Annotated in this window: 10 protein-coding genes; all 10 read left to right on the forward strand. The window is 40.9% G+C overall.

The window, feature by feature from the left end:
* Positions 1 to 5 precede the first annotated feature (5 nt).
* The 10 genes from nirB (at position 6) to MKL35_RS12235 (ending at position 14,232) form a co-directional block, all read left to right on the forward strand.
* Positions 6 to 2,552, forward strand: a complete 2,547-nt coding sequence (gene nirB, locus MKL35_RS12190; protein ID WP_032012099.1) for a nitrite reductase large subunit NirB — start codon at positions 6 to 8, stop codon at positions 2,550 to 2,552.
* Between the two features lie 12 nt (positions 2,553 to 2,564).
* Positions 2,565 to 4,187: a nitrite reductase small subunit NirD gene (nirD, locus tag MKL35_RS12195; RefSeq protein WP_032012097.1), complete on the forward strand. Its 1,623-nt coding sequence runs from the start codon at positions 2,565 to 2,567 to the stop codon at positions 4,185 to 4,187.
* A gap of 18 nt (positions 4,188 to 4,205) precedes the next feature.
* Entirely contained in the window at positions 4,206 to 6,986 is a 2,781-nt protein-coding gene (locus MKL35_RS12200; protein ID WP_106479782.1) for a nitrate reductase, read from the forward strand.
* Positions 6,983 to 7,612: a molybdenum cofactor guanylyltransferase gene (gene mobA / locus MKL35_RS12205; protein ID WP_032012095.1), complete on the forward strand. Its 630-nt coding sequence runs from the start codon at positions 6,983 to 6,985 to the stop codon at positions 7,610 to 7,612. The genes MKL35_RS12200 and mobA overlap by 4 nt, the downstream gene beginning before the upstream one ends.
* Positions 7,613 to 7,762: 150 nt before the next feature.
* Entirely contained in the window at positions 7,763 to 10,036 is a 2,274-nt protein-coding gene (locus MKL35_RS12210; RefSeq protein ID WP_032012094.1) for a molybdopterin-dependent oxidoreductase, read from the forward strand.
* A gap of 226 nt (positions 10,037 to 10,262) precedes the next feature.
* Positions 10,263 to 11,303 (forward strand): GTP 3',8-cyclase MoaA, encoded by a 1,041-nt coding sequence (gene moaA / locus MKL35_RS12215; RefSeq protein WP_081404504.1) that lies wholly within the window; start codon positions 10,263 to 10,265, stop codon positions 11,301 to 11,303.
* Positions 11,304 to 11,558 carry a MoaD/ThiS family protein gene (locus MKL35_RS12220; protein ID WP_001187656.1) on the forward strand — a complete coding sequence of 85 codons (255 nt, stop codon included), beginning with the start codon at positions 11,304 to 11,306 and terminating at the stop codon, positions 11,556 to 11,558. It abuts the gene before it with no gap.
* Positions 11,559 to 11,561: 3 nt separating this feature from the next.
* Positions 11,562 to 12,050, forward strand: a complete 489-nt coding sequence (locus tag MKL35_RS12225; protein WP_000657202.1) for a molybdenum cofactor biosynthesis protein MoaE — start codon at positions 11,562 to 11,564, stop codon at positions 12,048 to 12,050.
* A gap of 23 nt (positions 12,051 to 12,073) precedes the next feature.
* The gene (gene moaCB / locus MKL35_RS12230; protein WP_032012091.1) at positions 12,074 to 12,997 is read left to right on the forward strand and encodes a bifunctional molybdenum cofactor biosynthesis protein MoaC/MoaB; all 924 of its coding nucleotides are present in this window, start codon (positions 12,074 to 12,076) and stop codon (positions 12,995 to 12,997) included.
* Positions 12,997 to 14,232, forward strand: coding sequence for a molybdopterin molybdotransferase MoeA (locus MKL35_RS12235; RefSeq protein WP_032012090.1), 1,236 nt, complete (start codon positions 12,997 to 12,999; stop codon positions 14,230 to 14,232). The genes moaCB and MKL35_RS12235 overlap by 1 nt, the downstream gene beginning before the upstream one ends.
* Positions 14,233 to 14,279: the final 47 nt, after the last annotated feature.

The raw sequence follows: 14,279 nt of genomic DNA on the forward strand, positions 1-14,279 counted from the left end.
ACACTATGAAATTGGTAATGATTGGTCATGGTATGGTGGGCCACAAATTCATCGAAGCCATTTTAGAAAAAGCAGATGATGAACTGGAAATCACGATTCTTGCAGAAGAACCTCGTATCGCATATGACCGCGTACATTTGACTGAATACTTCTCAGGGAAATCGGCAAAAGATTTATCTTTAGCACGTTTTGATTTTGCCGATGCGTATGGCATCGACCTACGTTTAAATACTAAAGCAGTGGCGATTGATACAACTGCACAAACCGTAACAACCAATCATGGTGATGTGATTAGCTATGACAAGTTGGTGCTGGCGACTGGTTCATATGCATTTGTTCCGCCAATTCTGGGTAATGACCGTGAAAACTGTTTTGTTTACCGTACTATTGAAGACTTAGACGCGATTCGTGCAGCGAGTCTCAATGCAAAAACAGGTGTAGTAATTGGCGGTGGTTTACTTGGACTTGAGGCAGCCAAAGCTTTACGTGATTTAGATTTAGAAACGCACGTTGTTGAGTTTGCACCACGTTTGATGGCAGTTCAAATTGATGACTTAGGGGGCAAAGTTTTACGCCGTAAAATTGAAGATTTAGGTGTAAAAGTTCATACACAAAAAGCGACTCAGTCTATTGAGTCTGGTGTAAATACCACTCATGTGATGAAGTTTGCCGATGGTAGTGAACTCGAAACTGATGTGATTTTATTCTCTGCGGGGATCCGCCCACGTGATGAATTAGCGCGAAATAGCGGGCTTGCGATTGGTGAGCGTGGCGGTATTGTAATTAATGATTATTGCCAAACATCTGATCAAAACATTTATGCCATTGGTGAATGTGCGCTTTGGCAAAATAAAATTTATGGCTTGGTTGCACCGGGCTATGACATGGCGCGTATTGCAGCAAAACATATTTTAGATGAAGAGTGTCATTGCTTCGCTGGCGCAGATATGAGCACCAAGTTGAAGTTGATGGGCGTTGATGTTGCTTCTGTCGGTGATGCACATGCCATAACCCCAGGTGCATTAAGCTATTTCTATGCAGATGAACATGCACTGGTTTATAAAAAGATTGTTGTAAATGCCGACAAAACCAAATTGCTTGGCGCGGTTTTAGTGGGCGATGCCAAAGAATACAACGAACTTTTACAAATGATGTTGAATGGTCTGGCTTTACCGGAAGTGCCTGAAAGTTTAATTATGCCGGGTTTTGAGCAATCAGCAGCAAAATCTGGTGGTAGCGGAGTCGATTTACTGCCAGACAGCGCGACCATTTGTTCATGTAACAACGTATCAAAAGCAGACATCTGCCAAGCAATTAGCGATGGTTCGACCTCTTTAGGTGCATTAAAGAAATGCACCAAAGCAGCAACAGCATGTGGTGGTTGTGCACCATTAGTGACTCAAGTATTGAAGTCAGAGTTACAGCGTCAAGGTGTGACTGTTAACAATCATATTTGCGAACACTTCCCGTACTCGCGTCAAGAGTTGTATCACTTGGTCCGTGTCAATGAAATCAAGACATTTGATGATTTGATTCATCAACATGGGCACGGTTTAGGTTGTGATATTTGTAAACCAGCCGCAGCAAATATTTTGGCATCTTGCTGGAATGATTTCGTACTTAAGCCAAGTCATGCAGGTCTGCAAGACAGTAACGACTACTACCTAGGTAACATTCAAAAAGATGGCTCTTACTCCATTGTACCGCGTATGGCAGGAGGGGAAGTCACTCCGGATGGCTTAATTGCGATTGGTCAAATTGCAAAGAAATATAACTTGTACACCAAAATTACTGGTGGTCAACGTGTTGATATGTTTGGTGCCCAAGTTCATGAACTTCCATTTATTTGGGAAGAGTTAAATGCTGCGGGCTTCGAGTCTGGTCATGCCTATGGTAAGTCGTTACGTACAGTGAAATCTTGTGTGGGTAGCACTTGGTGCCGTTACGGGGTAGATAACTCGGTTGGTTTAGCGATTGAACTTGAAAACCGCTACAAAGGTTTGCGTTCACCGCATAAATTGAAAATGGCAGTGTCTGGCTGTACACGTGAGTGTGCAGAAGCGCAAGGTAAAGATGTAGGCGTGATTGCCACTGAAAAGGGTTGGAACCTTTATGTATGTGGTAACGGTGGTATGAAACCGCGTCATGCAGAATTACTTGCATCTGACCTTGATAAAGAAACACTTATTCGTTATATCGACCGTTTCTTTATGTTCTACATTCAAACGGCAGACCGTTTACAACGTACCAGTGTATGGCGTGACAACATGGAAGGCGGTCTAGACTACCTTAAATCTGTGATCGTTGATGACTCTCTTGGTTTAGCTGCCGAGCTTGAGCGCCGTATGGAACACATTATTGGTACATATCAAGACGAATGGCGTACAGCTGTCGAGAACCCAGAAGTTCGTAAACGCTTCCAAACCTATATCAATGCAGGAGCGAATGAACAAGCTGATCCGCACATTCAATTTACAACTGAACGTGGTCAAATCCGCCCATTAACCGAAGCTGAACGTTCAGAAGACCGTATTCCAATGGTTGAAGCATAAAGGAGAGTTTCTATGAATATTGTACAAGACAAAAATATGCTTCCTGATGATCAGTGGATTGACGTTTGTGCACTCGATGATTTAACCCCAAACACTGGTGCAGGAGCGCTAGTGAGCGGTCAAGCGGTTGCAATCTTCCGTGTGGGGCATGAAAAACGTGTTTATGTACTGAGCAATAAAGATCCGTTTAGCTTAGCGAATGTGATGAGCCGCGGAATTATTGGTGATTTACAAGGCGAACGCGTCGTTGCATCACCAATTTATAAACAACATTTCAGTTTAGCTACGGGCCGTTGTTTAGAAGATAAAGACCAAAAATTGGCGGTTTATCCGAGCAAAATTGTTGATGGTCGTGTTTGGGTCAACGCGGTGCCGCAAAAAACTTATATTACCAATACAGGTGTATCACAAGACAAACTTAGACTGGTGCTGATCGGGAATGGTTTGGCAGGGATGCGTTGTCTGGAAGATTTACTTGATATGGCACCAGACCGTTATGAAGTTACGGTGATTGATGAAGAACCATGGGGTAACTATAACCGTATTATGTTGTCTCCGGTTTTATCGGGTGAGAAAACCATTGAAGATATTATGTTGCATCCACCGAAGTGGTATGACGATAAAGGCATTAAATTTATTGCTGGTGATAAAGCCGTAAAAATTGATCGTCCGCGTAAAGTGGTTTACACCGAAAAAGGACAAACTGTTGATTATGACCGTTTAATTCTGGCAACTGGCTCGGCACCATTTATTCCACCAGTTCAGGGTATTGACCTAAAAGGCGTGTTAACTTTCCGCGATATTTATGACGTTAACACCATGATTGAATACTGTGGTTCAAAAACTAATGCAGTGGTGATTGGTGGTGGTTTACTCGGTTTAGAAGCTGCCTATGGGTTAAAACAACGCGGTATGAATGTCACAGTCCTGCATTTGATGGACCGTATTATGGAACGCCAACTTGATGGTCGTGCGAGCCAGTTATTACGTCATAGCATTGAACAAAAAGGTATTCAAATCATTACCGAAGCCAATACAGAAGCGTTAATTGGTGATGAAAACGGTCATGTCAAACAAATCCGTTTGAAAGATGGCACAGTGTTAGATGCTGACCTTGTGGTGTTTGCTGCAGGTATCCGCCCGAATATTACTTTGGCACAAAGTGCTGGTTTACGTTGCAATCGCGGTGTATTGGTGAATGACACCATGCAAACATTTGACCCAAGTATTTATGCCGTGGGTGAGTGTATCGAACACCGTGGTCAAACTTTTGGTTTGGTTGAACCACTGTGGGGGCAAGCTTTTATTTGCGCGACCCATTTAGCGGAGCACGGCAGCTTAACTTTTAAGGCACCAACGGTACCAACTCAGTTAAAAGTCAGTGGTGTCGATGTATTCTCGGCAGGCAATTTTGAACCGAAAGATGATTATGAAGACATTATCCTGAACGATGAAAAACGCCAGATTTATAAACGCATTATTATTCAAAGCGATCGAGTAATCGGTGCAGTATTGTTTGGTGATACTGAAGATGGCATGTGGTATGCAGAGTTAATTGCAGACCAAACCCCTGTTTCTTCATTTAGAAATAAACTGCTATTTGGTCGAGATTTTGCATTAAAAAATGCAGGCTAAATAGGGAAAGGAGCAGTTATGAATAGTATTCCAAGCGTTGAAATCGATAGCTCCGACCATGTTGCAAAAACAACTAAAACAACATGTCCATATTGCGGTGTAGGTTGTGGTGTTAGTGTAAACGTTCAACAAAAACCTCAAGGACCTGTGGTGCAAGTTGAGGGGGATGCTGAGCATCCTTCCAACTTTGGGCGCTTATGTATTAAAGGTAGCCGACTTGCGGATACTTTGGGGTTAGAAACACGTGTTTTACAACCAATGATGGGACGAAAAGCTGATCGGGAGGTAACGACATGGGATGCAGCAATCAATAAAATTGCCGATAAATTCCAGTCTTGTATCGACAAATATGGTCGTGACAGCATTGCATTTTATGTTTCAGGTCAGCTTTTGACTGAAGACTATTATGTGGTGAACAAGTTTGTAAAAGGCTATTTGGGTACTGCAAATATCGACACCAACTCACGGCTTTGTATGTCATCTGCGGTGGCAGGTCACAAACGTAGTTTCGGTGAAGATATTGTGCCAGCAAGTTATGAAGATTTTGAACATGCAGACATGGTGGTTTTGGTTGGTTCCAATACCGCATGGTGCCATCCTGTGCTGTATCAACGGATTATGCAGGCTAAAAGCCACAATCCAGATATGTTTGTGGTAGTTATTGATCCACGTTTTACCAGTACTTGTGAACAAGCGGATTTACATTTACCGATTTTACCGGGCCAAGACGTCGCATTGTTCAATGGTCTATTCCAATATTTATATCAAAATGGTCATGCCGATCAGGCTTTTGTAGATGCTTATACCGAAGGTTTGCAAGAGGTTTTGGCAAGCAGCGAGCCAGAAACTAATGTGGAATATGTGGCAAAGCGTACAGGAATTGCACTCGATAAGATGCAACAGTTCTTTGAGAAATTTGCGCAGACTGAAAAGGTAATCACGCTATTTTCAATGGGTGTGAATCAATCAAGTCAGGGTGTGAATAAAGCCAACAGCATTATTAACTGTCACTTACTAACAGGCAAAATTGGAAAGCTCGGCGCTGCACCATTTTCAATGACAGGCCAGCCCAATGCTATGGGTGGCCGAGAAGTGGGTGGCTTAGCTAATATGCTGGCTGCCCATATGGATTTGGATAATCCCCTGCACCAAAAAGTAGTGCAAACCTTTTGGGACAGCCCATTTATTGCAACTCAAGCTGGCTTAAAAGCAGTTGATTTATTCCGTGCTGTTGAAGCTGGAAAAATTAAAGCCATCTGGATTATGGCAACCAATCCGGTAGTAAGTTTACCAGATGCTGATCAGGTGAAACGTGCTTTAGAAAAATGCGAATTGGTCGTTGTGTCAGATATCTGTGCCGATACGGATACTACGGCTTACGCCGATATTTTGCTTCCAGCTTTAGGTTGGGGTGAAAAAGACGGAACCGTTACTAACTCTGAGCGTCGTATTTCACGTCAACGTGCTTTTTTAGCTGCGCCGGGTGAAGCAAAAGCAGATTGGTGGTCAGTGAGCCAAGTTGCGAAAAAATTAGGCTTTAAAGGTTTTGACTTTACGAGTGCTGTTGATATTTTCAATGAACATGCGGCTTTGTCAGCACAAGATAATGCGGACATTAAAACACGTGAACAAACTGATACGTTTCGTTATTTCAACTTAAAAGGTTTAATGAACCTAAGTGCTGCTGAGTACGATGTTCTGCAACCAGTGCAATGGCCAGTATGGGATAAAAAACAAGACGCTAAAGCTGTTCAACAACTGTTTGGCAAGGGCCAGTTTAGTCACAAAAACACCAAGGCAAAACTAATTCCGACTGTTGCAATTAATCCGGTACATGCAATTTCAGAAGATTATCCGCTCATTTTGAACACGGGGCGTATTCGCGATCAATGGCATACCATGACCCGTACTGGTTTGTCGCCAAATTTAACCAGTCACCGTGCTGAACCATTCTGTGAGATTCATCCAAGTGATGCATTGAAGTTTGGTGTACGTGATCAAGGTTTAGTAGAAGTTCGTTCGAAATGGGGCAGTTGTGTACTACGTGTAACCTTCTCATCAGGTGTCCGTCGTGGGCAAATTTTTGCACCGATTCACTGGACTGAACAGGTCGCATCCGATGCCCGTATTGGTAAAGTCGTTAATCCAGAAGTTGATGCAATTTCAGGTGAGCCCGAGTTCAAACATACGCCTGTAACTATTCAACCGTTCTATACCACTTGGCAAGGTGTGCTCTATATTCGTGAAGGATACGATTCTCATATTCAAGAATCGCTACATCACTGTGCATGGTGGACCAAAGTCAAAATGGTGAAAACCAGCCGCTATGAACTTGCAGACCGCCAAACTTTTCATGATACTCAAAAGAATCTGAAAAGCTTTTTGCCATTTGCTGATGAAACCTTTGAATGGTTAAGCATAGAAGATATTTCGTCACAACTGAGCCATAGTGTTATTTTGAAAGATGGCATTGTAATTGCAAGTCTATATATTGCACCGCCAGATTTATTGCCAGACCGTGACTGGGTAGCAAGTCTGTTTAAACGCGAACGTTTAAGCGCCTTGCACCGTAAAGCTTTACTAGCAGGTATGCCAATGTCGGCTACTAATAATGATGGGCCTTTAGTGTGTAGTTGTTTTAAAGTAGGTAAGAATAAAATTATCGACGTGATAAAAACACAAAACATTACCCATGAAAAACAGGTTACTGCATGTTTAAAAGCAGGTGGAAACTGTGGTTCATGTTTACCTGAAATCCGAGGCTTGATTAAAGCTTGCCAGCAAGAGGTGGAAGTGTGAATAAGGGATATCCCGTAACTGATTTGGTCATTCTCGCGGGTGGACAAGCCCGCCGTATGAATGGTTTAAATAAGCTGTTGCAACAATTCGATGGCGATACGCAACTACTCAAAATTCATCAAAAACTAAAATCTTCGGTATCTGAAATTTGGGTAAATAGTCATCGTGATTATTCAATCTATCAAAGTATTGTGCCCGATATTAAATGTTTTCAAGATGATGCTTCCGGTTTTTTTGGTCCGCTTATGGGAATGAAAAGTGCATGGTCACATGTAAAAGCAGATTATGTTTTGTTTATCCCTTGTGATGTGACCTACATACCTACGCAAGTCGTTGCGAAATTACACAGCGCACTTCGCAAAAATAAACAGGCCCAGGCAGCTTACGTTTCAATTAATGGAGATGCTTTATACCCATTTTGTTTGTTAAAACGTGAAAGTCTAGAGGTTTTAGAGCAGCAAATTGGCAAGCAACAATTGAGTTTAAAAAATTGCTTCAAACTTTTACACGCACAAGTAGCCATTTTTCAAAAGCAAAACTTATTTTTCCATAGCATTAATTCTTTAGATGAACTTCAACAATACAAACAAATTAAAGCATTTAAAGAGATTTTTTCGACAAATTAGAACCTCAATCATATCGATTTAAAATTTACATTGATAATCTGAAATCATTTTTTAAATTTTGAGTTATTGACTGTTTAGAATTTAAGTTCTATTTTGGAACTTGTTATTTTCATTCTAGCCAGATGTATAAAAATAAACGGAGCCAGAAAAATGATGGACGCAGCTCAGCAAAGTAAAACAGATGTGACCGCGTGTATTTTATGTTCAAGAAACTGCGGTTTGAGCGTAGAAATTAAAGATAACCAATTTGTCAAAATTAAAGGTAATCCTGAGCATCCATTTTCTCAAGGTTACATTTGCCAAAAAGCCGCAAGATTACAGCATTACCAGAAACATGCAGACCGTTTGACCGCACCTTTAAAACGCCAACCAGATGGTTCATTTAAAGAAATTAGTTGGGATGTGACGATACAAGAAATTGCTGATCGATTAGTGCAGATTAGAGATAAATTTGGCGGTACTGCTTTTGCTTCGGTTGGCGGTGGTGGACAGGGTAACCACCTCGGTGCAGCTTATGGCCGACAACTTTTATTGGCTATGAAAAGTTATTATGCATATAACTCACTTGCCCAAGAAAAAACAGGTGATTTCTGGCTCAATGGCCGCCTGTTCGGTAGTCAGGCTTGCCATACGACAGAAGATGTTGAGCATGCAGATTACGTACTTTTTATTGGGACGAACCCGTTTCAGGCACATGGTATTCCTAACGCACGAGACACGCTAAAACATATTAAGAAAGATCCGAACCGAACCATGGTGGTGTTCGACCCGCGTGTTACCGAAACGGCAAAACAAGCAGACATTCACGTACAGCTAAAACCAGGAACTGATGCTTTTTTAATGTCGGCCATGATTGCGATCATTATTAAAGAAAAGCTTTATGATGCAGCGTTTATTGAGCAGCACACACATGGGTTTGAAGACGTAAAAGCTGCATTTAACCATGTCCCGATTGAAGACTATATTGCTAAAGCTGATGTACCTATCGATTTGATTTATCAAGTGGTTCGAGATTTTGCCAAGGCAAAAAGAGGCTGTGTACGTATCGATTTAGGTATTCAACATACTTTGAATACAACATTAAATGGTTATTTAGAAAAGCTTTTATACTTGCTGACAGGGAACTTTGGAAAACAGGGTACCAATAATTTGCATACCATGTTTATTCCAATTTTGACCGATACGGATGAAAGAAAACCAAAATATCGACGTAGCGTTTACCATAAAATGTTCCCGATTTCCGGTTTTTTTCCACCTAATATTTTACCCGATGAAATCTTAAAAGCAGGGGAAAAGCGAATTCGTGCTGTGTTTGTAGATAGTTGTAATCCATTATTAACCTATCCTGATACACCTGCTTTTGAGGAAGCCTTTAAAGCATTAGATTTGTTGGTTGTAGTCGATGTTGCGATGACAGAAACCGCGAGACTCGCCGACTATATTTTGCCAGCTCATACTCAGTTTGAAAAATGGGAATTTACTGGTTTTAACTTGGAATTTCCTAAAAATGGTTTTCATCTGCGTCATCCCGTTTTGACTGCTCAAGCAAATACTTTACCGGAAGCCGAAATTTATACTCGATTACTGGAAGCTATGAATGCTATTCCGAAGAGTTTCCCAGTTTTAGAAAAAATAGCTGCGGTCGACTCGAAAAAAACTGCCTACTTACCATACTTGTCGGCGTTAGGCCTTACCTTGGCACGACATAAAAAATATATCCCTTTTGCTGCCTCTATTATTTATCGAACTCTTGGCAAACGACTTGGCAATTCTGCAGATTCAGTTGCTTTTTTATTGCCGCTATCTATTCAATATGCTGTTTTACATACCAAAGCGGTACGCCGTGCAGGTTATAAAGGTAATCCGTTAACACAAGGTGTCAAACTATTTGAGCAGATATTAAAGCAACGTTCAGGTATGGTTTTATCGCAACATGAATATGACGAAGTCTGGAAACTGGTGGCTTATAAAGATAAGAAAATACGTCTTGCAATTCTCGAGATGTTAAGTGAACTCGCAAGCTTGAAAAGCCATAACGTTAATGTTGAAGAGTTTCCTTTCATCCTTTTGTCAGGTGAACGCCGTAGTTACAACGCCAACCAAATTTACCGTGACCCTGCTTGGCGAAAAGTAGATGCAGAAGGTGCACTGCGTATTCATCCCGAAGATGCAAGGCACTTAAATGTAGATGCAGGAGGGCAGCTTAAATGTATCTCACAACATGGAGAAATTCAGGTAACTATTGAGTTGGATGATGGAATGAGAAGAGGTGTTGTGTCACTTCCACATGGCTACGGTATGCGCTTTCAAAATGGAGAACCGATTGGGCCACAATTAAACTTACTTATTTCTGCTGAACATTGTGATCCATTGTCGAAAACGCCGTACCATAAATATGTACCCATCCGTTTAGAAAAGTGTTAGAAATAGAATCAAGTAAAACATAGATTTTACCGCGCTAACTTGAGATTTATTTTTTAATTGTTCTTAAGGTAGTGCGGTGAAAAACCTATAAAAAGTTAAATATTATGGAAGATAAGTAGAGCTGGAACAAATTTTGCATAAAAAACAAAGCACTATTTAGGCGCAATTTTTTGTATTTGATTGTTCATAATCAGTGCTCGCAATATTTGAACTGTTCTCGATATGAGTGCAAATGATGAAACAATATCACTCTGAAAATGCGCCAAGCCTTCTGCAAGATCAATATGGGCGTATCAAGCGTAAGTTACGAATTTCTGTAACTGATCGCTGTAATTTTAAGTGTGTATATTGCATGCCTGAGCATCCAGAATGGTTAAATAAACAAGACTTGCTTAGTTTTGAAGCGCTCTTTCAATTTTGTCATTTTATGGTGCAGCAAGGTATCGAGAGTATTCGCATTACGGGGGGTGAACCATTAATGCGTCAAGGCATTGTTCATTTTATTCGTGATTTGCAGGCTTTAAAAGCATTAGGTTTAAAACGTATATCGATGACTACAAATGGTCATTACCTTGCTAAATACGCTAAACAACTAAAAGACGCTGGATTAGATGATTTAAACATTAGTTTAGATAGTCTTGATTCAATTCAATTTAAAGAGCTCACTAAGAAAAAGTTAGAACCAGTTCTTGAGGGTATTCAAGCTGCTAAAGATGCAGGACTGCCTTTTAAAATTAACTGCGTATTAATGAAAGATAAAAATGATAATCAAATCTTACCTATGGTGAAGTGGTCAATTGCTCATCATATTCCTTTACGTTTTATCGAGTTTATGCCGCTTGATGGTGATGCACTTTGGTCAAATAAAGATGTGGTAAGCGAGGCTGAAATTTTGAAGGTATTGCAACCTTATTATTCGGTACAAGTGATCGAGCAGCAACATGAGCCAGCGCGTCAATATCTAATTAACGATAGCTACCATTTAGGAATCATTTCCACAATTACGCATTCATTTTGTCATCAATGTGACCGTATACGACTTACCGCAAAAGGCGAACTATATAACTGTTTATTTGCGCCGCAAGGTTTAAATATTAAGCCTCAGCTTCAAGTACTGGTAAGCAAACAACATAGCCCAGAATACGGTATATATATCCAAAATTTAAAGAATTTGGTTCATCCTTATATCTGGCATAAAGCAAAAGGTTTCCATGCCTTACAACATCAACAAACCCGTAAAATCAGCATGCATATGCTTGGGGGATAAATGCAACAATCTATCCAAATTAAAGTCGAAGCATTTGGTGCAATTGAAAAATTGCTTCCTGAAAATCTTTTGTTAGTTTGTCCTAACCATAGTTTGGTTAAAGATGTATTGGATGAAATTGTTTTATTGCATCCTGAATCGACAAAAGCCATGGAAAAATGTGCATGTGCAATTGGTGACAATGTCATAACTAGACAAACTGTCTTAAGTGAGCCATGCACTTTGGTTTTATTATCACCCGTTGCTGGAGGATGAATCATGAAAGAGTTCGCAAGAATACAAGAGCAGGCTTTAAGTCTAGATACTTTTGATCCGATTCAATCTTTTCCTGAATGTGGCGGTATTGATATTTTTATGGGTACGGTTCGTAATCACCACGAAGGTAAAGCGGTAAAGGCGCTGAAATATACATCTTATAAACCGCTTGCAGAAAAAATGATACGTGAAATTGAACTAGAAATTGAGAAAAAGTATCAGGTATCTTATGTGCGAGTGGTTCATCGAATTGGATATCTAGATGTTGGTGAAACAGCCATTATTGCGATTGCGTATGCAGCCCATCGCCGTGAAGCTTTTCAAGCATGTGAGGAAGCAGTCGAACGGGTAAAACATGAAGTGCCTGTCTTTAAAGAAGAGTTCTTTACAGATGGCACAAGTCATTATGTAGAGGGCTGTTGTATTCGTAAGGATGCGCCGCACGACCACAAACATCACCATCATCATGCCGGCCATGAGCACTCACACTGAAATATGTAACACTAGGATAAATAATGAAAAACGTAGGAATGAAGCCGGAAAGTTATCGTGTTGCCGAAGCACAAGCGATTTTATATGCACCACCCGCCTGTATTGAACTATTAAGACAAGGAAACACGGAAAAAGGTGATGCCCTAAAAACAGCACGTGTTGCAGGAATTTTGGCAGCCAAACGAACTGATGAGCTGATTCCACTATGTCATCCGCTACCGATTTATCGGGCAGATGTTGAATATGAATTGGAACACGACTTTGTAAAAATTATTGCTGTTGTTGAAACTATTGGTCCAACTGGCGTAGAGATGGAAGCTTTAACGGCGGCAAGCCTTGCAGGCTTAACTATCTATGACATGTTAAAGCCTCATTGTGAACCAGAAGAACTCTGGATGGATCAATGTAAACTACTTAAGAAAAAAGGCGGAAAATCCCATTTTAAACGGGTATTGCGTCAACCTGTTTCGGCTGCTGTTATTGTCTTGTCAGACACCGTAGCAGCGGGTAGAAAGCCGGATACTGCTGGAAAATCTGTGGTTGAAACTTTAACTGAAGCTGGCTTTGATCCGATCCATTACCAAATTTTGCCCGATGAAGCAGATGATCTCAAAGAATTGGTTTTAGAACTCACCAAATCGTATGCTTGTATTATGACCGTGGGTGGGACAGGAATTGGTAAGCGTGATATTACGGTTGATACGCTAGAGCCTCTTTTAGAACGTAAATTAGATGGCTTAATGGAAGCTGCTCGCTCATTTGGACAAAAACGCACGCCATATGCTGCTATGTCACGCGGAGTAGCAGGGTTTATTGACCGTTCGTTAGTAGTGACATTACCGGGAAGCCGTGGTGGCGCAAGCGAATCAATGGCCGCTATTTTACCCGCATTAGTCCATATTTTTGATGTTTGCCGTGATTTACCACATCCAGGAGGCTATGAATAATGTCAGGTTGTGGTGCTGAGCGTGGATTAATCAGTATAGATGAAGCGCTAGATTTAGTTATTAATAAGCCTAAAAACTTAAGCTCTATTCAAAAGACTCTAACAAATAGCCTAAGTAGTTATCTTGCCAAAGATATTTACTGTGAAATTAATTTACCAAGTTTCTCTCAAAGTGCAGTTGACGGTTATGCACTTTGTAGCCATGCAGAAGATTTAAATAATCAAAAGTTCCAAGTCACAGGTGAGATTCGTGCCGGAAGCGAGAGTCATGACATACTCGGTGAAGGTCAGGCAATTCGTATATTTACGGGCGGCAAAATTCCTGAAGGGACAACGCATGTAGCTCGACAAGAAATCGTATCGGTTATTTCGGCCCAAGAAATTTGTTTAACGGAACATATACGTCCTCAAGCCGATATCCGCTTTACCGGAGAGGAAATCCAGCAAGGGCAGTTGCTTGCTCAAGTAGGACAACTTTTGAATATTGGAAGTTTGGCTGCTTTAAGTATGGCGGGTGTGCAAACCGTTGAAGTCTATCGTGCACCGAAAGTCGCTGTTTTGATCACGGGTGATGAAGTTGCCGAAACAGCAGAAGATCTAGCTGAAGGTAAAGTCTTTGATGCAAATGGCCCATTACTAAAAGCTTGGTTTGAAGATTATGGTTTAGATATCGAACTCATTCACGTAGCAGATGAAGCAGAGCAGGTCACCCATTACTTTAATCAACTAAAAGACAGCCATGATGTTGTTATAACGACTGGCGGAGTGTCGGTAGGAGACTACGACTTTGTTCGGCCCTGTGCTTTCGAAGTTGGGTTTGAACAAATCTTTTGGAAAGTTAAACAAAAACCGGGTAAACCTTTATTCTTTGCCGAATACCATAATTCACAAACCCAACATTCTTGCTATTTGTTAGGCTTACCGGGCAATCCGGCTGCGGTATATGTCGCAATGCAAATTTACGGAAAATCTTTGCTTGATGCATTGCAGGGCAATAGACAGGGACCAGAATGGTTTACCGCAATTTTAGAGCATGATTTAAAAGAAGATGCACGTGAGCGTTTTTTACGAATGTATGCTTATTTTGATGCAGGACAACTTAGGGTAAAAAGTTTGGCCAAGCAACAGTCCCATATGCTGAGTAATCTTATGCAAGCCAATTGTCTAGTCCGTATTCCTGCGAATACAAAACTAGCATCAGGAACTGTGCTAAAGGGAATCTTTATTTCAAATTAACTTATAAATAAGCTGAATATAATTAATCCATACGGATGGATTAATTA

The organism is Acinetobacter sp. AOR41_HL (genome assembly GCF_027854645.1).
Classification (GTDB): domain Bacteria; phylum Pseudomonadota; class Gammaproteobacteria; order Pseudomonadales; family Moraxellaceae; genus Acinetobacter; species Acinetobacter nosocomialis.

What these genes read in the sequence shown, in the direction of transcription:
- nirD (WP_032012097.1), top strand. Translation starts at nt 2,565, where the DNA reads ATGAATATTGTACAAGACAAAAATATGCTTCCTGATGATCAGTGGATT.
- MKL35_RS12225 (WP_000657202.1), top strand. Translation starts at nt 11,562, where the DNA reads ATGAAAGAGTTCGCAAGAATACAAGAGCAGGCTTTAAGTCTAGATACT.
- MKL35_RS12210 (WP_032012094.1), top strand. Translation starts at nt 7,763, where the DNA reads ATGATGGACGCAGCTCAGCAAAGTAAAACAGATGTGACCGCGTGTATT.
- MKL35_RS12200 (WP_106479782.1), top strand. Translation starts at nt 4,206, where the DNA reads ATGAATAGTATTCCAAGCGTTGAAATCGATAGCTCCGACCATGTTGCA.
- nirB (WP_032012099.1), top strand. Translation starts at nt 6, where the DNA reads ATGAAATTGGTAATGATTGGTCATGGTATGGTGGGCCACAAATTCATC.
- MKL35_RS12220 (WP_001187656.1), top strand. Translation starts at nt 11,304, where the DNA reads ATGCAACAATCTATCCAAATTAAAGTCGAAGCATTTGGTGCAATTGAA.
- MKL35_RS12235 (WP_032012090.1), top strand. Translation starts at nt 12,997, where the DNA reads ATGTCAGGTTGTGGTGCTGAGCGTGGATTAATCAGTATAGATGAAGCG.
- moaCB (WP_032012091.1), top strand. Translation starts at nt 12,074, where the DNA reads ATGAAAAACGTAGGAATGAAGCCGGAAAGTTATCGTGTTGCCGAAGCA.